The organism is Dactylosporangium sp. CA-233914 (assembly GCF_050942935.1).
Classification (GTDB): Bacteria; Actinomycetota; Actinomycetes; order Mycobacteriales; family Micromonosporaceae; genus Dactylosporangium.
Genome location: NZ_CP192030.1, coordinates 9,130,856 through 9,149,004, shown reverse-complemented (window position 1 = coordinate 9,149,004; position 18,149 = coordinate 9,130,856). Strand labels below are relative to the sequence as shown.

Sequence of the window (18,149 nt, the reverse complement as noted above, 5' to 3'; positions counted from 1 at the left end):
CATCCGCCTCAGGACCGGTCCCCGTGCTGCGCATCGAACGATGACTCGATCGCCCGGGCTTGCTGGAGGCACCGGGCCACCCCCTCTTGGGCGGCCGGGCTCAGCCGACGGTCGGCCAGGTGCGCCACAAGCACCCGCCGCTTGGCCGCCGCGTTGGCCACCGGGACCAGGGAGATGTTCGGCCGCACCGAGGTCATGGCCAGGCGGGGTGCGATCGCCACCCCCAGCCCCACCGCGACCATGGCCTGGACCTCGCCATAGTCGTTGGCCCGGAAACGGATCCGCGGCCGGAAGCCGGACGCCTCGCAGAGCCGCTCCAGCATCTCCGTTGCAGGATGGTCGGTGCGTGCTATCCAGTCGTCCTGCCGGAGCTCGGCGATGCTCACGCTGGACCGCCCGGCCAGTCGGTGCTGGTCTGACACGACGAGCATCGCGGGATCGTCCATGAGGTGCAGGTAGGTCAGCGATGAGTCATCGACCCGGGCCCAGTCGTAGTCCCACAGCAGCGCGATCTCGACCTCGCGCAGTTGCAGGGCCCGCACCAGATCGTCGAACCGGGCGCTGATGATCTTCAGCTCGATGTTCGGGAACTCCGCGAGAAAGTCCCGAACCAACAGCGGGATCAACGACGACCCCGCGGTCGGGAACGTCCCGATACGCAGGGCGCCCGCGTTCAGGTTGAGTAGCTCCGCCAGCTCAGCCTCCGTGGCCTGCAGCTGCATACGCAGCCGCTCGGCGTTGCGGGTGACGACTCGGCCCGCGTCGGTGAGGCTGACTCCGCGTGCCTCACGGACGAGAAGCTGCTGTCCGACGTCCCTCTCCAACTTGGAGATCTGTTGCGACACCGCCGAGACGGTGTAGCCCAGAGCAGCCGCCGCCGCGGTGATCGAGCCCAGCTCGGCGACACGCTCCAGCACGAGCATCCTCGTGACGTCTAGCATGGCAAATCTCTCGTCGGGCGCCGCGGGTCGCCGCGGACAGCGGATCTGATGGTCACGACCCTACCCGCCAAGCGGCCAGCCCTCCCGAGTGGTTCGCCGCGACGACCCACCAAGAGCGGACAGCAGCGCCGTGTGACTGCTGTGGTCGTCGTTTCCCTCGTCGGACGCCTCGTTGAGCTGAACGAGTGATTTCGAGCGGGGTGGAGGAGTGCGGGCGAGCAGGACTCGCAGCCGGAATACGTGATCGGCGTCTGGACGCTGCTCGAAGAGCACATGAAGCGGGTGCGGAACTCAAGTTCGGGGCGACCCGGCTCGGGTTCGCGTTGTTGCTGAAGTTTTTCGAGGTCGAGGCCCGGTTCCCGGAGTCGGTCAAGGAGGTGCCGGCCGCCGCGGTGGAGTACGTCGCCCAGCAGGTCAAGGCGCCTTCGGAGGCGTGGGCGGACTACGACTGGCAGAGCGAGGCGATCCAGCGGCATCGAGATCTCCAACAGCGGCACGATGATCCCGCCCGCCCAGGTCCCTCAGCACGACTCCTTGCCTCGAAAGCGTTCTGGCACCGCGCGTCCTCTCACCACGGCCGCCTCGTTCGCCGCGATCACGGACTGCCTGCACGACCGGATCTGGCATTACCGCTTCACGCCGTAGTGTTGCTGGTGGTCGGCGACGAACTGGAAGCGTTCACGCGGTCGCGAAGTAACGAGAATCCGGCGCCCATTTGCAGGTCTGCCGCAGTTCCCTCGGTACGCGGGATGTCGTTTTCTCAACATCGCGGAATTTCGTACCATCGAGCATCGTCGGCCGCTCTCACCCGGGGGCTGGAGCGCATCCCCCCGCCGAAGCGCTGGCGAGGATCAGGTCCGCGGCGCCGGAACTGCGCGGCGTGGCACGAAGGTCGCCGACATCGTCATGCAGCAACGGGCAGACCCGGCACCGACGCCTCAAACAGCCCGGGCGTCGTGCTGTTGCTCATGGCCAGTTCTCCGCTGGTGTTGTTGTCGCTGTGGTAGGTGAGGGTCACCTTCAGTTGCGTCGGCGGGTCTGTCGCATCGGTGACCTTCACCGAGAACCGGGAGACGGCCGAGGCACCACATCCCTGGTCCAACAGATAGTTGGGTTTCGCGCTGACCGGACCGACGATCACCGGTGGCGTGGCGTCGGCGCGGCGGGTTGCCGTCGCCGACGCACGGGGGCCGGCGGACTTCGTCGCAGGGGGCGTCGTGGTCGACGCGGGTCGGGTGGTGGACCGGTCGGACGGCGTGGATGACTGCGTCGGGTCCGGACCGGCCGGCGATGGCGAGAAAGCCGGCGTGACAGTCGCCGACGGAACTGGGGCTGGGGCTGATGCTGAGTTCGTCGGTGGGTTGGCCGTCCGTGATCGGCTGGGAGAACTCCCAGCGACTGGGAGTTTTTGTTCGGTCAGCTCCGTTCGACCCGGGCCTTGACCGACTTGACCGACTATCTGCACCGCGTCGGCGTTTCCACCGAACTGCTCGGCACGGAGCCGCAGCGATACTACGAGCTCGCAGCCGCGGACGCCGAGGCAGCAGCGCTGCCCACCACACCACAGCACGAGCGGTATGCCGGCCAGCGACACTCACTTCCGCTGCTGCCGGCCGCGCCGGCCGGCAGCGACGACAACAAGGCACAGTTGGCTCGACTGGCACATCCTTCTCGCGGTGCATTGCGTCGCCAAGAATGCCCGCTTGGTGTGCCGATCGTCCGTTACGCCCGATAATCTCGGCGGGGTACGCGAGCTGTCCCTCGCGCCGGAGCCCGGTCGCCGGCGCCGAGCCGGCACCAGTGCCGTGCCGCCGCCGGCAGCCGGACGTGGCCGAGGCTGCTGAGCCGGAAGATGCCGTGCTCGTCAGCAGCGACCACGATCAGGCCTGCGTACGCCTGCAGGTGCAGCCGGGTGGCGTCCGTCCAGCCGAGCGCCCGCATCAGGGCGGCGTCCGCGACCCGCCCGTTCGTGTCGACCGTCGCCAGCCCGAACCGCAGCGTGCCGGCCGGACGCTGGGTGAGCCGGGCAAGGGGGAGCGGTCCGCGCGGGCGCATCGAGCCGGTCGTGATCGGGGAACGCGACTGCGGCAGGACGGGCGGGGATCGGACCGGCGCTCATCGCAACCACCCCGCCCAAGCTGCGCCGGAGCGGCCAGGGACATGCGGCGGATACGCCGAAGCCGCGTGCTCGATTGCACTCGAACACGCGGCCCTCAGATACAGCATGTGTGCTGGGTTTTTGTGTCGAAGGGGGGATCCCAGCCCACGCTTTGTGGCAACCTGCACAACGCAGGTGTCCATACGAGAATCTTATAGCGTTGACCGCTGCGGCTTCAATGTGTCCTGTCGCCGCGGCCACGTGATGGTGCTTTTCGGAATTGTGGGACGATTTGGCGGTGAGCTCGCTCGACGATTCGGTGGATGGCGAGATCGGCCGGCTGCGCCGGGAACTGGAGCGGTTGCGAGCCGAGAATGCCAGGCTGGCTCGTCTGCTGCAGCTGCGTGGTCTGGACACCGCGCCAGCGCCGGAGCAGCTCGCGGCGCCGGTGGTAGCGCCGGGTCTGGTCACGATGTCGTCGCCGGTCAGGGACAAGCTCGCATTGTTTGCCGACCGGTTCCACGCTCGCACGGATGTGTACGCGCTGCGGTGGGAGAACGGCAGGACCGGCGCGCAGGGGTGGATGCCTGCGGTGGCCGGCGGGTGGCGCAAAGGCATGGATCGCCGTTCCGTGGCGTACTTGTCGCTGACGAATGAGGTGCTGGCGGACCATCTGGTCGGCAAATTGTTCCTCGGGCTATATCCGCTGTGGCGCGACAATACGTGCCGGTTCCTGGTGGCCGACTTCGACGGGCCTACCGCGATGCTCGACGGGCTGGCATATGTGAAGGCGGCTCGCGGTGCGGGCGTCCCGGCCGCGTTGGAGATCTCGCAGTCCGGGCGGGGTGCGCACGCGTGGGTCTTCTTCACCGATGCGGTCGCGGCCGCGGTGGCCCGTTCGGTGGGGACGGTGCTGGTCCACGAGGCGATGGTGCTGCGTGGCTCGATGGACCTGACGTCGTACGACCGGCTGTTTCCGAACCAGGACGTGCTGCCGGACGGCGGTTTCGGGAACCTGATCGCGGCGCCGCTGCACGGTGGGCGCCGCCGCGACGGCCTCACGGCGTTCCTTGATCCCGGCACGCTCGAGCCGTACGACGATCAGTGGGCGTTTCTGTCGACCCTGGACCGGCTCAGCCCCGGTGACGCGGCCCGGGTCGCGAAGCGGGCGACGCAGGCGGTGGTCGGCAACGCCGTGACGGCGGTACACCGGTCGGAGGTGACACGGGTGCAGCCCCGCTTGCCGGCGGTGGTCGCCGCGGAGCTCGGTGCCGGGCTGAGCCTGGACGCGTCGCAGCTCACGCCGGCGGCGTTGGCGACGTTCAAGCATGCCGCGTCAATGGCCAACCCGAAGTTCTACGAACTGCAGCGGCTGCGCAAGTCGACCTGGGACACGCCGAGGTTCCTCCGCGGCTATGACCTCACCCTCGACGACCGCCTGGTTCTGCCGCGCGGGCTGCGCCACACGGTTGGCCGCATGATTGAGCAGGCTGGCTCGAGGCTGGCCCTGACCGATATCCGAAATCCGGGCCGGGAGATCGAGGTTGCCTTCGCCGCGGAACTCACCGCCACGCAGACCTCGGCCGTGAGTGCCCTGCTCGCGCATGACGACGGTGTGCTGGTCGCGCCGCCGGGCTCGGGCAAGACGGTGATGGCCTGTGCGGTGATCGCCGAACGCGCCACGTCCACGCTCGTGCTGGTCGACCGCAAGGCCCTCGCCGAGCAGTGGCGGGCCCAGATCGAGCGGCTGCTCGGCGTGCGACCCGGTCAGCTGGGCGGCGGACGGACGAAGCTCAGCGGTGTCGTCGATGTGGTCATGCTGCCTTCGCTGGCTCGCCGCGCCGACGTCGCGGAGCTGACCGGCGGGTACGGTCACGTCGTTGTCGACGAGTGTCACCACCTGGCGGCGGCTGCCTACGACCATTCCGTGAAGCGGATCGGTGCGCAGTTCTGGCTGGGGCTCACCGCTACCCCGGATCGGCGCGACAAACTGGGCGAGCTCGTCACGTGGCAGCTCGGACCCGTCCGACACACCATCAAGCCTGGCCAGCCCGGAACGCTTGAGGAGGCGCTTGCCGATGTCGGCGGACCCCAGCGCCTGCTCCATGTGCACGAGACCGCATTCCGCCACGACGACCAGGAGCCGTCCGCTGCCGCCGTCCTCGCCGCCGCGCACCGGGCCCTTGTCGCCGACCCGGATCGCAACGCCCAGATCGTCCGCGACCTCACCGCCGCCCTCGGCCGCGGCCGGAACTGTCTCGTCCTGACCCGCCGCGTCGCCCACCTCGACGCCTTGACGTCGATGCTCGCCGAGCGCGGCCATCAGGCGCTGGTGCTGCAGGGTGGCATGTCCACCGCTGACCGGAAGGCTGCCGTCCGCCGCCTCGCCGATGCGAAGGCCGGTGACGGCGTCCTGGTCATCGGCACGACCCCGTTCATCGGTGAAGGCTTCGACGCTCCGGCCCTGGACACGCTCTTCCTCGCCGCGCCGATCTCCTTCGACGGTCTCCTCGTCCAATGCGCCGGCCGGGTCGTCCGGTCTGCCCCGGGTAAGGACACCGCCGAAGTGCACGACTACCACGACCCGGCCGTGCCGATCCTCGCCGTATCACTGCAGCGCAGGATGCCGGGCTACCGCGCGCTCGGCTTCCGCCCTTGAACGGCTCGGCGGCTGGGCCACCCCGTAGACTCTCCTGCATGAGCGCAGACGCTGTCGGCCGGCACATGCCGGCCATCGCCACGCTCGATGACCTCGCGGCGATGATGGCCGCGGACCCGCACGGGCACCGCTACGAGCTGAGCCCGGAGGGGGTTCTGTCGATCATGCCGCCGGCGGACGGTGAGCACGCACTTATTGCAACGCGAATCATGGCCTGGCTCCTTGCCGCCGGGTGGCCCGTCGACCAGATCGCGCAGGTGGTCGGGTTGGCTATCCCGGGCGCCGAGGGCGTCTCCGGCGGGCGCATTCCCGATCTCGTCGTCTGGGGACAGCCACCGGCGAATCCGCGGCAGGTGTGGCTGCCAGCGGCAAACGTGCTGCTCGTGGTCGAGATCGTGTCACGTGGCTCGGAAGCGGCCGACAAGGCGGCCAAGCCGCGGGAGTACGCCGGTGCGGGGATTCCGCAGTACTGGACGGTCGACCGGGACGCCGGCCAGACGGTCACGATGTACCGGCTGGTCGGCGATCGGTACGAGATGCGGGCGGCCACCCCGCTGGCGTGGGTGCTCAACACCTCGGTCACCGACCACCTGAGCCTCAACTGACCGCGGGTCGACCAGGCTCGGGGCCGCCATACCGAGACGACTCGAGCCGTTGATGGGCCTGACGCTGCCTGCAAGCGTCACCCGACGTGGTGGTCATGCGGAGCGGTTCAGCCCGCCGGGGGAGGTGATGGTGTGGCCGAGCGTCCGGAGCGCCTTTCGGAACTGTGACTCGTGTTCGACCGGTACGGCGAGGTGGCGGTCTCCGACCAGCGTGCACAGGGTGCGCAGTCATCTATCGAGGGCTTCGACCCACTTCCAGCACTGTCCGACTTGGACGGTATGCCCGTGTCGATCAAAAAACGTACGCCACCAGTTCGTCACGGCTCATCGTCCTGGGGTCCCGCTGCCCGGTTGTCGTGTTCGCTCCATCCACAGCTTGATCTTCTCGGGACTCGTGGTCGCGTAGCGAGGATCCCGGAGGTGTTGACCTCGCCGATCCGCTTGCGCAGTTCGCCGGGCCGGACGTCACAGTCCCCGCTGACGCAGCGCACCAAGGAAGTTGCGCTTCCGGCTGTGCACCGCCTTCAGCCGGGCCATCTCCGCCTCGAAGTCCCGCCCGGCCCGGGCGAACACGCCCCTGAGCGTGACCAACAGGTCGGCGGCCTGTTCGTACCCCATTGTGTTGGTCTGTGCCACGGCCGTCTCAATGATCGGAAGGTAGATCGCGAGGGCTTCGGCCGGATGGGTCGCCGACCGTCGGTCGGTGACCGCCAGCCGGGTCTGCTGATCGCAGCGGTACCGACCGACGGCCTCCCACGCAGCCTCGTCCTCGTCCTCCAGCAGCAGCACGCGCACGTACACGTCGCCAGCGCTCCAGAGGCTGGAGTCATCGGCTCTGTGCCGCAGCAGCGACCATGCCTGTTCACGCTGCTCCGGCCAGCGCCCGGGGTCGGCGGCGAGGATGGCCGCCCGCAGTACCCGGTAGGTCTCGACACTGCCCTCCGAATGGAACCGTGCCTGCCACAGCGCGATGACGTCGTCGGTGCGGCCAGCCTCGGTGTACAGCTCCACCAGCAGATCCGCGAGCCCGCTTGCGCGGTGATCCCAGCGGTCGACGCCGGCACGACCCCGTTCCAACCACTCGATGGCCTCGGCCGTCCGGCCGTCGTTCAGCAACAGTCGCGCGATGTCGACATAGCGTTGCGGGCTGGACAGGTCCTCGGCGTAGCAGGCCACCAACGCGTCGAGGTCCCCGGTCGCCCGGATGAGCTCCTCCCGCAGCATGCGTACCGTCCAGTCCGAGGGCTTGGTGGTCTTGGCGGTCTCCAGCACCGCCCAGTAGGCGTTGAGGCCCTCGACGCCCAGCAGGTCGGCGATGTCGGTGATGCTCACCTCCAGCCCATCGGGGGCACCCAGGCGAAACTCCGCGAACCACTCGCCCAGTTCCGCGGGATTCGGCGGATCGGTCTCACACGCCTGGAGGTAGGCGTCCCACGCGGCGCCAGCCGAGTCGATCGCGGCACCGCTGTGGTCCTCCGACCGCTGGGCGGCCTGGCAGACCAGGCAGAACGTTCGTCGCAGCAGGGGCTGCACCTCGGTGGCGCGGTCGGGAACCAGCGCGGCGAGGGCCTCGATGACCGCGTCGGCGCCCTCGGCGTACCCGTCCTCCTCGCCGTAGTTGATCCAGTCGATCTCCAGCCGCTCGACCTGTTCGGCCAGGAGGCCGAGGTCGACGGTCGCTGCGTTGGCCATCGCGCGTAGCAGCATCCGCTGGTACATGGCCGGGTCGTCGCTGGTTTGCTGCCATACCAGGTCGACCAGTTCGTCGTGCCCGAGTGACGCGATGAACGCGCGTACATCGATATCCGTCGCTGTGTTGGTCCGGACGTTGCCGGTGGCCCGTTCCCGGTCCAACAACCGCAGGCCAACGGCGACGCAGTGCTTGCAGAAGTTGCCCTCCTCGCCGTACGGGCAGTTGCACTCGCCGTCCAGCCCGCCGTCGGTGTCGTATAGCCGGACCTGGTAAGGGTCTGTGCCCCGTACGGTGGCGACCACGCCGTCGGGTAGGTCCCGTAGGTTGCTCACCGCCTCGACATACCCCTGGCCCCGGCTGAACGATCGTCCGCCGGCCAGATCTTCCAGATCGACTTCCGTGAACCAGGCCATGGCCGCACCGTACCCTCATCCGCAGCGAACCCATTCCCGGGTCACCGTAGGGTGGTGCCGACACCTGTCGCACCTTCTGTGAGCTGGGCGTCGGCTCCATCGCGTTGGGGCGGTCGAGGGTGAAGCCGTCGACGAACCGCAAGCAGCCCCGGTCGGACACCAACCGGCCTGGATCGAGGGCGTGTTCGATCTCAGCTTCCACGGGTCCGTGCGGTTGCTCGTGGTGCTCACCGGGGCCTCCATCGGGGACGTGTGCGGGTCAGCTGAGGCTCGGCATGGATCGCGTGGAAGCCCGAGTCGTCGCCGAGGTGGAAGAAGATGCGACCGTCGAGCGTGCCGTCCTCGGCGAGGGCCGCCCAGCCACGACCGGAGACCTGGTCGCCCTCGTCGCTACCCTCCCAGGTGAACTCGAAGCAGGGCCGCCCGTCGCGGGTCGCCTCGCGGCAGTCCATCCATCCGGCGACGGCGATGAACCCGAACTGCCCGGTCCCGTCGTGGTCGAACTCGATGAACCCGGGCTCCACGAGATCGATGGCGTCTGTGTCCCACAGCTCCATCGACGTGATCCGCCACCGTCCGGTGAAGTCTGCCTGGCTCGTCATTCGGGTCTCTCCACGTTCATGTATGTCGCCGCTAGGGCCTATCTGGCGGATCTTGGAGGGTTACAGTGTGGCGTGGCCAGTGATCTGTCCGATGTGGAATGGCAACGGCTCGCGCCGCTGCTTCCCAGCATGGTTCCACAGCGTGGTGGGCGGTGGCGTGACCACCGGCAGGTGATCAACGGCATTCTGTGGCGGATCGACAACGGTGCGAAGTGGCATCAGGTGCCGGAGCGGTACGGGCCGTGGAAGACCTGCTATCACCGGTTCTCGCACTGGGAGTCCGACGGGACTTGGGCACGGATCGAGCAGCGGCTGCAGGCCGATGCTGACGCTACCGGTGACCTGGACTGGCGCGGTCAGGCCGACGCGACGATCGTACGGGCGCATCAGCACGCGGCGGGTGCGCGAAAAGGGGGCTGAGCGCGGATGAATCACGTGCCGCGCAGGCGATCGGCCGGTCCCGGGGCGGGTTGACCACGAAGGTCCACCTCCTTGCCGAGGGTCGTGGCCGGGCTCTGGTCAAGCGGCTCACCGCGGGGCAGGCCGCCGACACGAAGGAGCTGGTGGCGTTGCTGGACGCGGTCGCTGTCCCACGCCCCGGTGGTGTGGGCCGGCACCGCAAGCGGCTGGACCATCTGACCGCGGACAAGGCATACGGGTCCAAGGCCAACCGGCGGTCGCTGCGCGCACGGGGCATCCCGCACACGATCCCGGAACGTGCTGATGTGCGGGCCAGCCGCGCCCGCAAGGGATCACGGGGTGGCCGACCCCCGAACTTCAACGCAGCACGGTACAAGGATCGCAACCAGGTCGAACGAGCATTCAACCGGCTCAAACAGTTCCGGGCTGTCGCGACGAGGTACGACAAGCTGAAATCTCGTTACGAGGCAACAGTCACCGTCGCCTCGATCGTGATCTGGCTCCGCGCCAGACCTGATCGCGCTACTTCAAGATCCGTCAGATAGGCCCTAGGCCGTCGTTCAGGGCTGGGTGCCACTCGGCGGCCAACTCGGGACGCACTGCCGCCAGGTTATTGACTGCGGTCACTACCTTATTCGCGCAGGCCGGGCAGCCACTGCCCTTAACGGTGCGGTTCTCGACCCTGGTGTGCCAATCGTGTCGGCAGGTGCCGCACCGCCACCACACCTTGACCTGGGCGCCCGGGTTGACGTCGTACGGCGTGACATCGCCGTTGCGCGTGGGGTGCCACTCGACCAGAAGGCCTGGGAATAGGTCCGCAAGGGACGTGCCGGGTTTGGGCGTGCTGCGGAACTCGCTGACGCGCCGGTCACCGCACCGGGGACAGCCTACGCCAAGCCGCGCCCGGTTACCGATCATCGCCTGCCACACATGGCTACAGGCGTCGGTGCGGCAGCGCCACCAGGCCATGAACTCCGATCCTGGGGTGAACTCGGTCGGCTGGAGGCCTTCGTTCCGGGTGGGGTGCCACTCGGCGGCGAGTTCGGGATGCAGTACCGCGATGTTGTAGGTGGCACGGGCGCGACTGTTCGTACAGTCTGGACACACCTTCTTTGCGGTGACCTGGTGAGCTACGGTGCGCTGCCACTCATGTCCGGCCTCGCACCGCCACCACCATTTGTCCTTGCTGTTGCCGACACTTACCATTGCCGCGGTCCGGCCGTTGCGCTCGGCGTCGAACAGCGAGGCGGTCGCAGGTTCCTGTTCAGACCCGGATCCGTGGATAGCGGCGGCGTGATTGACGCATATCACTGATGGGCGATGGGTGATGCGGTGTTTCTGCCGGTGGGTATGGTTGTGGCCCGGTGGCGCCGGGTTCGCTGGTCTCGGTGGGGTGTTCGGGCCGGTCGGGCCTGGTGGTCAGGTCCAGATCGGTAGTCGGCGCAGTCGGGGCAGCACTTCGGCGAGACCTTGTTGGTCTGGGGGTAGTCGCAGGGTGAGCTGCCCGGCGTGGCGGACCAGCCGGGCCGGGACCGTCAGCAGCCGATGCCGCAGGGTGCCCAGATGGGCCCGGCCGCGTCCGTCACCGCCGTCCAGACCGGCCAGTTCCTGCAGCCAGGCGGACAGGTTCACGGCCAGCAGCGCACCCCACATCCACACCGTGTTCGCTGCCCGGCTGGCTGAGGGCAGGTGCCGCAGCGCGGCGCCGTGCTTGGCGTCGCGGATGCGGTCTTCGATGTCGGTGCGCATCCGGTGCCACGCCTCGACCGCGACCGCCCTGGCTGGGGTGGACACGTCCAGGTTGGTGGCGATGAACGAGTACGCGTACACGTGGCCGACGAGGCCGTCCAGAGCCAGGGCGAGTTGGTCCTTGGGGATGGTGCGCCGGCGACGGGCCCGTGGATCGGTCGAGACGTCGGCGGCGCGGACCTTGACCCGCCGCACCACGCACGTGGTGCCCGGTGGCCACCCGGCCGGCGCGTAGTCGCAGACGGCAACCTGGGCACCCTTCATCCGCTTTGCCGTGTGCCACGCCGTGTCCGGGACCGCGGCGGCGGCCCGCCAGACCGCCGGGTTGCGGGTCACCCCCAGGGAGAAGTCGCAACCAGCCGCCACTGCGGCGGCCGCGATGTCCTTGGCGAAGTAGCCCACATCGCCGCGCACCTTCGGCCGCACGCTGACCCCGGCCACGCGCAGGGTGGCCACGCTGCGTTCGATCAGCGATCCCGCCCCCGGGCGCGGGTCCTCGTCCCCTGCGAGCAGGTCCGCCGCGGTGACCAGGCCGGCCTCCGCCCACGTGGCCACGTGCGGACGCCCGGCCCGGGCACCCTTGTAGCTGTAGGCGATCCCTTCCTTCTTGGCCCCGTAGCACTCCACATCGGTGCCGTCCAGGTCGATGGTGGCCCCACCCGTACGCAGCACCGCGCGCCGTCTGGCCGGCAGCAGTCCCACCACCCGGCCCACGATCTCCCCGATGCCTTCCTCTACCCCGGCCACCTGGGCCGGGCCGAACCGGTCAGCAAGCTGCACCGCGGTGGTCGAGGCCGGTGTGGCCACCGCCGACAGCGCCTCCCCGGCCGGATCGGCACGGCGGCGGTCCAGCCCGGTCCAGAACTGCGCACCGCACATCTGCGCCTGCGCCACCGCGACCAGGAATTGCCCCGCGGACAGGCCCCGGTCCCGCTGCTTGATCGCACCGACTGCGTCGTCCAACGCGGCGGTCACGCCCAACCGGCCGACCAACTCGGCCACCGCGACCACACCCGACACCGGCGTCAACGACGCGTCCGGTGCGCCGACACGCACCCGACCTGCCAAACCAGGTATCCTCTGCACCGAACGGGTGTCCTTCTCACAGCGACGGATTGGTCCCTAGACAAGTCCAATCATCCCTGCTGACAAGGCATCCGTTCATCTATGCCACGCCGTGTTGTATCCCTATCCACGGATCCGGGTCAGAGAGCGAGCGCCCGTGGGCCGGGACCTGTTTGGCCTGCGAGATCGCCCATCCTTTGCAGTGCCGGCAACCGTTTCCGTTCAGCGCCCGCGAGGCGATGGTGGCCTCCCACGCCTCGTCGCAACGGCGGCACAGCCACCATGCCTTGCGGTTGGAGCCCGCGACCACGTCCTGCGGTGTGATCGTGTTGAGGGTCGGGTGCCATTCTTCCGTGAGGTCCGGGTGCGTGGTGGCCATGCAGTTGGTCGAGTCCACCACCCGGTTGGCGCACCGCGGGCACCCTCGCCCGCCACCCGCGCGGTTGTCAGGGCTGGCCTGCCATCGGTATTCGCATGTGCGGCACACCCACCAGAACTTTGTCCGGGAGCGGAACGGCACGGTGTCGGCGGCCATGCCGTTTGTCTGGTGGTCCCACTCCTGGGTGAGCTCAGGGAAGTCGCCCAGTTTGATCCCGGACCGTCGTTGCGGCGTCACAGAGTCTGGCCTCTCCACTCGAAACACGCCGCGTTCGTCCTGCTCGAGGCCATCATACCGGGTTCTCATGACGCCCTTCGCAGCCAACTCGTTGACGGCTGTCAGCGTCGATGTCGTCGACCGGGATAGTTCCGGCTCGTGTATGTCGCCCGGGTGTGGTCCGGTTCTGCATAGACGATCATCCGTGCCGCCGGTCGCTGGGTGCGGCGTGGGGATGCCGTTCTGCTCGGTCACGTCTAGGCCGTGTCTCTTGGATCTCTGGTGGTGAGGTCGCGGAGCCAGATTTTGATGGTTGCGACGTCGATGGTGGCCAGGTACATGAAGGCACGCTTGTCGTAGCGCGTGGCCACGGCTCGGAACTGTTTGAGTTTTGCTGACCGCGCGTTCGACGGTGTTGCGTTCCTTGTACCGCTCGGCGTCGAACGCGGGTGGGCGTCCGCCGGCGGCGCCGTGTTTGCGGCGGTTGGCTTGCTGGTCGGCGCGTTCGGGGATGGTCGCGGCGATCCGGCGGCGGCGTAGGTCGGCGCGGATCGCGTTGATGGAGTACGCCTTGTCGCCCAGGATCCGGCCGGGGCGGGTCCTGGGCCTGCCACGGCGGCGGGGAACGCGGATGCCTGCCATGACCGCCGGGTAGCCGATACGGTCGACGGAACTCTCGACGCCGAAGCAGGCGCCATTGCCGCGATCGCGATGCTGAACCATTTGCCAGAGCAGGGCCTGCCACTCATCGTGGCAGCCCTTCGTCGGGCGCCGGCGGTCGGCAGAGAGGTCGCGCTGGCGCTCGGCCAACACTTCCGGCATCGAGCATTGACAGTCGTCGGCTGCGACGACGCCATCGCAGAGCTCTATGAGTGGCTCGCCGTACAGTTCCCACCGCAAGCCGACCCGGCGGACAGGGAGGCGCACTTCGTTTCGCCCCGGGAACAGCTGGGGTTCTGGAGAGACGAAGTGCTCCATGCCCTGGTGCAACGCGGCACCGAGAGCAGCCTCGCAGCGCTCGAACAACTGCAGCGTCGTCAACCTCAGCTGCCGCTGGACCGGGCCGTCCTGTTCGCGGGGGAAGTCACCCGCCAGCAGACATGGACCCCGCCGGCGCTCGACCACTTGGACCAACTGCTGCAAGACCGCCGGCGACGGCTGGTCACCGACGCAGCCGACCTGCAGGCGGCCGTCCTGGAGGCTTTGGAGACGATCGACGGGTGGCTTACCGGTGAAACTCCGCAGGCGTTCGCCCTGTGGAACGTCACCAAGATCCCCGGAGATCCCAAAGACGAGAACAGAATCTCCGACTGGTACTGCCACGGCCTGCGCCTGCTGCTGAAGTTCTCCGGCATCATCATCAACCGAGAAGTAGAGGTCCGCCGCAAGCCAGGAGCCGGCATCGGCGAGCGACACGACATCCGCGTGGACGCAACCGACAGCGCTGGCAACACGATCTGCGTCGTCATCGAGGTCAAGGGCTGCTGGAACGACTCCACCATGACCGCGTTGACCAAGCAACTCGTCGGGCAGTACCTCAAGCCGGCCCGGTCATACCCACGGCGTGTACCTCGTCGCCTGCTTTCCGCCCGAGCAGGTAGACGGTGACAAGCGCTCTAAAGTTGCGCGGCACACCCCTGCCGGATTGCTCGAAGACCTCGCAGGTCAAGCGCAGCAGCTTTCGCCGCAACTCAACGTTGCGGTCGTGGTGCACGACATCGCGCTTCCCAGGTAAAGCGCCCCAGTGCGCTGCGACAGCATGCGGAGCTGGCTTGCCATGCCTGAGATCATGGTGGTCGTGGTTGCTTTCGACGGTGAAAGCGACGCCCGGTGGTCGTACGATCCGGACAGCCGCATTGGAGACGACAGCGGCTTCGGGCAAGTCTTCCGAGGAACCGGCCCGGAAGACGAGGCCGTCGCTGTGAAGCTGGTCCAGCTGCGCTGGGACGTTGAAAGTGCGCGACGTCGGCGCGAGCGAGAAGTCGAGATCTGGAGCGCGGAGCCCGATGTCGGCCGTACGGACGGCCTGTGGCTGCAGGCGGGTCGAGTGGGCGAGGACCCCGTGTCGAGAAACGACCGATTTTCTGGACAGTGCCCGCGACATGACAGCCGGTGAGCCCCCCAATCCGGCGGGCTGAAGGTGTCTGAGAAACGTGTTGAGAATTTACGTCACCAAAAGTCCCCGCGAGGCTCCACAGTTGGAGAGCCGCAACTCGGCCGTGTCCGGCTTCGTCGATAAGGGCTGGAAACGGTCCGCGTGGCACAGATAGCCTCACTGCCATGCCTGACGGTGAGCGTGAGTTAATCAGTCGCCGTGCTCGAAGTGCGTTCCGAGACCTGGCCTCCGGGGTCTTCGTGAGCGCCCTCCACGAGTACTGGCGCGACGAGGGCTTCGCGCCATTCGCTGATCCTGGCGGGGATTCCGGCGTTCGCCGCCGCATCTTCGATGGCTACGCGGCGCAAGTGGACTGGCGAGACTATGGCCAGGTCGACCGTGCGCTGCGTGTGTTCGAGCACCTGCTACGGCATTTTCATCGTGAAGAGCGCTTCGAGGACTCCACCTTCGACGACGTCAGGGAGTACCTGGCCGATGACGGCTTCCGGCTCGATGAGCGGTACCGCATCCAGTGGATAAACCCGCCTGGCCTGGAGCAGCGGCTCCGGTCGATTACGGACCCCTCCGGTATCCGCATCGAACTTGAGCGAGCCAGACGCAGTGCATCGTCTGATCCCGCGCAGGCCATCGGCGCCGCCAAGCAGTTGATCGAGGCCACCGCGAGAGTGGTACTCCTCGCTCGGGGCGTGACGGTGGACCAGCACGCCACCGTCCCGGTCCTGGTGAAGAAGGCGCAGGAGGCGCTCCACCTCCATGTGTCACAGGTCGCGGCGGGAAGTCCTGACGGTGTCGACGCGCTGAAGAAGGTCCTCGGCGGGGTTTCAGCCATCGCGATCGGCATCGGCGAGCTGCGCAATCTGGGCTACGGCACCGGTCACGGGCAGCCGACCCTGCCGGCGGGTCTTGGCGAGCGTCATGCGCATCTGGCGGTCAACGCGGCCTCGACCTGGTGCCAACTGCTCCTCGACACCCTGGCGGACTCCAAAGCGCCCTGGCAGAGAGGAGCGCCGCCAACCGCGAGCGGCGCGCAGGTAGTAGCGGCCCCGGTCGTGACTCCATGACGTTCGCAAAGCCGATTGAGACCCACTACGCAGGCTGCCGTTTCCGCTCTCGCCTGGAGGCCAGGTGGGCGGTTTTTCTCGATCGTCTCGGGGTCGAGTGGGACTACGAACCGGAGGGGTACGAACTGCCCTCCGGGCGTTACTTGCCTGACTTCCTGCTGCACCTCCCGCAGCCGGTGTGGCTAGAGATTAAACCGGGGAGCGACAGTGTCCACCGCGGCGAACGGCGCTGGGCGGATCTGGTCCGCGGTACGGCCCGGCACCTACTGGTGGCCTACGGCACAGTCCGCGACGAAGACGCACTGGACCTCGGTGTTGGCATGGACATCTATTGCCCCGACAGCGCCAGCCCCAGCGTCGCCCTCGCCGCGGCTGTGGCAACGGCGGCACGGTTGGACTGGGAGGACACGGCCGCGGGCACGACCCTGGCGACGATCGCCGAGGCGTACGCGATGCCGAGCCATGATCCGACCTGCGGCTTCACCTACTGCGGCAACTGCGACGTCATCGCAATCCACTGCCCTTGCATGCGACGCGCGGTATGCCGGGTGACGGGCCTGCGTTGCGGCGACGCCGTGCACCCGCGCATCGTCGCCGCGCATCGGGCTGCCCGGTCTGCTCGGTTTGAATGGGGCGAGAGCGGCGCGTAGCGCGCCGACCCCGGCTCACGCCAGCGCGGGCCGAACACACCGGTCGGCCCCCCTGCCCGGTTTGAGCCGCCGATGGTCCAATAGGGGCGTCGGCGTGTATCCGCTGGCTCAGGCCACGTCCTGCTCGGTCGGCGGCCAGCCGGGCACGGGCAGCCGCGCGGCGGTGGCCGCGATGACCCACGCGTCGCCACCGATCAGCCGCGTGACGAACCGGTGGGCCAGGAGCGCAGTGTCAGCCTCGATCCGCCCGCCGTGCGCCGGGCTCACGAGCGTCACGGTCGTCGGCGCAAACGCGGATGCTCGATGCACCGGACCGTGCCACAGTTGACGCGTGTCATCACAGGTCAGTCGCGATCACCACACCGTCCCGAAGCTGTACCTCAAGGGCTTCTGCGGCACCAGGGGCGCGGACAAGGGAATCGTGCTGGCTCGCTACCGCGACGGTGGCGAGAAACGGTTGACCATCAAGGAGGCGACCGTCGAGCCGGACTTCTACGACACCGGCGACGGCTCGACTCCCGACGACTCGCTCGAGCGCTGGTTCGACCGTGCGGTCGAGAATCCGGTCGGCGAACTGATGGGTGCTATTCGCAACGGCACCCTGCCGACCGTGGAGTCCGACCGTGAGGCTGTGGCGCGGTTCGTGGCCGCGCAGATGGTGCGGACGATCGCGTTCCGCACGCGCATGGCCGACATGAGTTCCCACCTGGGCCCGTTGCTGTTCTCGATGGATGTGCTTCACCGGGCGATCGCCGAGGACCCGTCGCTCACGCAGGATGAGGCCGCGCTGACCAGCCTCCAGCGGCAGATCGCGGAGCGCGCGCCGGACGAGGTCCGCCACCCGGACCGGCAGGCGGCGATGCGGAACATGGTCCGCGAGGGTGACCGCCTCAAACCACTGCTCCTGTCGATGCGATGGCTGCTGACTTACTCGGACCGGCCGGTGCTGGTAACGGGCGACACCCCTGTGACGGCGGTAAGCGGTACGGGAGAGGTCTCGTTCCTGCCGATGCTGCTGCCCGAGCAGCACGAGGTCCAGATTCCCGTGACGCCGCACCGGCTTCTCACGATGACGCCGTTTCCCGCTCTGGGCGCCTCCTCGAACCTGTCGCGGGAACAGGCGATCCTGGTCAACGAGTCGATCGTGCGAGGCTGCTCGGCGATGGTGCTTCGCCGGCCCGACATGGCCTGGCCCTCCGACCTGGTGCTCCCGAGCGTCCGAGCGTCCCTCGCGCCGCCTCGGGTCACGGTATCGGCCGGGGCCGGCGGTGCGCCGACGGTGCCTGTGTGGCCCGTCGTGGTCGAGCGGGCGTTCAAGGAGGCGCTCGAACTGCTCGGCGGGGATCCGGACGTGGCGTAGGCGAATGAGGACCGAGATTGGGCCACCTGATTCGGTTGCCCAATCTCGGCTCGCGTAGCGCTTCTGCGAGTCGCGCGGTCGGTATAGTCGGGCGCGGTCCATCCATGTCCTCTGCAGCAAAT

At 68.2% G+C, this 18,149-nt stretch carries 19 protein-coding genes; 10 read left to right on the top strand and 9 right to left on the bottom strand.

Annotated features, from left to right (window positions below):
• Positions 1-8: 8 nt before the first annotated feature.
• A complete protein-coding gene (locus tag ACQPY0_RS40880; RefSeq protein WP_432973633.1) occupies positions 9-941 on the bottom strand; it encodes a LysR substrate-binding domain-containing protein in 933 nt (310 codons plus the stop codon).
• A 185-nt stretch (positions 942-1,126) separates the two neighbouring features.
• Between ACQPY0_RS40880 and ACQPY0_RS40875 the strand changes: the two genes are divergently transcribed.
• Positions 1,127-1,948 carry a DUF4158 domain-containing protein gene (locus tag ACQPY0_RS40875; protein WP_432973630.1) on the top strand — a complete coding sequence of 274 codons (822 nt, stop codon included), beginning with the start codon at positions 1,127-1,129 and terminating at the stop codon, positions 1,946-1,948.
• On the opposite strand, the gene ACQPY0_RS40870 is transcribed toward ACQPY0_RS40875, so the two are convergent.
• On the bottom strand, positions 1,846-2,082 hold the full coding sequence (locus ACQPY0_RS40870) for a hypothetical protein (protein WP_432995917.1): 237 nt from the start codon (positions 2,080-2,082) through the stop codon (positions 1,846-1,848). The two genes, ACQPY0_RS40875 and ACQPY0_RS40870, sit on opposite strands and share 103 nt — an antisense overlap.
• A 306-nt stretch (positions 2,083-2,388) precedes the next feature.
• On the opposite strand from ACQPY0_RS40870, the gene ACQPY0_RS40865 reads away from it, so the two are divergent.
• On the top strand, positions 2,389-2,676 hold the full coding sequence (locus ACQPY0_RS40865) for a hypothetical protein (RefSeq protein WP_432973627.1): 288 nt from the start codon (positions 2,389-2,391) through the stop codon (positions 2,674-2,676).
• Here ACQPY0_RS40865 and ACQPY0_RS40860 read toward each other — a convergent pair.
• Positions 2,664-2,996 carry a hypothetical protein gene (locus tag ACQPY0_RS40860; protein WP_432973624.1) on the bottom strand — a complete coding sequence of 111 codons (333 nt, stop codon included), beginning with the start codon at positions 2,994-2,996 and terminating at the stop codon, positions 2,664-2,666. The two genes, ACQPY0_RS40865 and ACQPY0_RS40860, sit on opposite strands and share 13 nt — an antisense overlap.
• A 341-nt stretch (positions 2,997-3,337) precedes the next feature.
• On the opposite strand from ACQPY0_RS40860, the gene ACQPY0_RS40855 reads away from it, so the two are divergent.
• Together ACQPY0_RS40855 and ACQPY0_RS40850 are read left to right on the top strand one after the other, a co-directional pair.
• The gene (locus ACQPY0_RS40855) at positions 3,338-5,698 is read left to right on the top strand and encodes a TOTE conflict system archaeo-eukaryotic primase domain-containing protein (RefSeq protein WP_432973621.1); all 2,361 of its coding nucleotides are present in this window, start codon (positions 3,338-3,340) and stop codon (positions 5,696-5,698) included.
• A 38-nt stretch (positions 5,699-5,736) separates the two neighbouring features.
• Positions 5,737-6,303 carry a Uma2 family endonuclease gene (locus tag ACQPY0_RS40850; RefSeq protein ID WP_432973618.1) on the top strand — a complete coding sequence of 189 codons (567 nt, stop codon included), beginning with the start codon at positions 5,737-5,739 and terminating at the stop codon, positions 6,301-6,303.
• A gap of 465 nt (positions 6,304-6,768) precedes the next feature.
• Here the strand turns inward: ACQPY0_RS40850 and ACQPY0_RS40845 are convergent, their stop codons facing one another.
• A complete protein-coding gene (locus tag ACQPY0_RS40845; protein WP_432973615.1) occupies positions 6,769-8,409 on the bottom strand; it encodes an SWIM zinc finger family protein in 1,641 nt (546 codons plus the stop codon).
• Positions 8,410-8,636: 227 nt separating this feature from the next.
• Positions 8,637-9,011, bottom strand: coding sequence for a hypothetical protein (locus ACQPY0_RS40840; protein ID WP_432973612.1), 375 nt, complete (start codon positions 9,009-9,011; stop codon positions 8,637-8,639).
• 129 nt (positions 9,012-9,140) lie between these two features.
• On the opposite strand from ACQPY0_RS40840, the gene ACQPY0_RS40835 reads away from it, so the two are divergent.
• Positions 9,141-9,976, top strand: a protein-coding gene (locus ACQPY0_RS40835) for an IS5 family transposase (protein ID WP_432995570.1) whose coding sequence is annotated in 2 segments (ribosomal slippage) — positions 9,141-9,429 and positions 9,429-9,976 — 837 coding nt in all. Because the reading frame shifts where the segments join, the coding sequence is not laid out codon by codon here.
• On the opposite strand, the gene ACQPY0_RS40830 is transcribed toward ACQPY0_RS40835, so the two are convergent.
• The 3 genes from ACQPY0_RS40830 to ACQPY0_RS40820 form a co-directional block, all read right to left on the bottom strand.
• Entirely contained in the window at positions 9,969-10,637 is a 669-nt protein-coding gene (locus ACQPY0_RS40830) for a zinc-ribbon domain-containing protein (RefSeq protein ID WP_432995568.1), read from the bottom strand. The genes ACQPY0_RS40835 and ACQPY0_RS40830 overlap by 8 nt on opposite strands.
• A 213-nt stretch (positions 10,638-10,850) precedes the next feature.
• Positions 10,851-12,248: an IS1380 family transposase gene (locus ACQPY0_RS40825; protein ID WP_432971092.1), complete on the bottom strand. Its 1,398-nt coding sequence runs from the start codon at positions 12,246-12,248 to the stop codon at positions 10,851-10,853.
• A gap of 97 nt (positions 12,249-12,345) precedes the next feature.
• Positions 12,346-13,662 carry a zinc-ribbon domain-containing protein gene (locus ACQPY0_RS40820; RefSeq protein WP_432973609.1) on the bottom strand — a complete coding sequence of 439 codons (1,317 nt, stop codon included), beginning with the start codon at positions 13,660-13,662 and terminating at the stop codon, positions 12,346-12,348.
• Positions 13,663-13,668: 6 nt separating this feature from the next.
• On the opposite strand from ACQPY0_RS40820, the gene ACQPY0_RS40815 reads away from it, so the two are divergent.
• The 4 genes from ACQPY0_RS40815 to ACQPY0_RS40800 all read left to right on the top strand — a co-directional run bounded on the left by ACQPY0_RS40815 (position 13,669) and on the right by ACQPY0_RS40800 (position 16,667).
• A complete protein-coding gene (locus ACQPY0_RS40815; RefSeq protein ID WP_432973606.1) occupies positions 13,669-14,448 on the top strand; it encodes a hypothetical protein in 780 nt (259 codons plus the stop codon).
• A gap of 169 nt (positions 14,449-14,617) precedes the next feature.
• Positions 14,618-14,956 (top strand): hypothetical protein, encoded by a 339-nt coding sequence (locus ACQPY0_RS40810; RefSeq protein ID WP_432973603.1) that lies wholly within the window; start codon positions 14,618-14,620, stop codon positions 14,954-14,956.
• 164 nt (positions 14,957-15,120) lie between these two features.
• Positions 15,121-16,017 carry an abortive infection family protein gene (locus ACQPY0_RS40805; RefSeq protein WP_432973600.1) on the top strand — a complete coding sequence of 299 codons (897 nt, stop codon included), beginning with the start codon at positions 15,121-15,123 and terminating at the stop codon, positions 16,015-16,017.
• Positions 16,014-16,667, top strand: a complete 654-nt coding sequence (locus ACQPY0_RS40800; RefSeq protein ID WP_432973597.1) for a hypothetical protein — start codon at positions 16,014-16,016, stop codon at positions 16,665-16,667. Before ACQPY0_RS40805 ends, ACQPY0_RS40800 begins: the two co-directional genes overlap by 4 nt.
• A 108-nt stretch (positions 16,668-16,775) precedes the next feature.
• Here ACQPY0_RS40800 and ACQPY0_RS40795 read toward each other — a convergent pair whose 3' ends face one another.
• Positions 16,776-16,934 (bottom strand): hypothetical protein, encoded by a 159-nt coding sequence (locus tag ACQPY0_RS40795; protein ID WP_432973595.1) that lies wholly within the window; start codon positions 16,932-16,934, stop codon positions 16,776-16,778.
• A gap of 64 nt (positions 16,935-16,998) precedes the next feature.
• Between ACQPY0_RS40795 and ACQPY0_RS40790 the strand changes: the two genes are divergently transcribed.
• Positions 16,999-18,027 (top strand): DUF4238 domain-containing protein, encoded by a 1,029-nt coding sequence (locus tag ACQPY0_RS40790; RefSeq protein WP_432973592.1) that lies wholly within the window; start codon positions 16,999-17,001, stop codon positions 18,025-18,027.
• Positions 18,028-18,149: the final 122 nt, after the last annotated feature.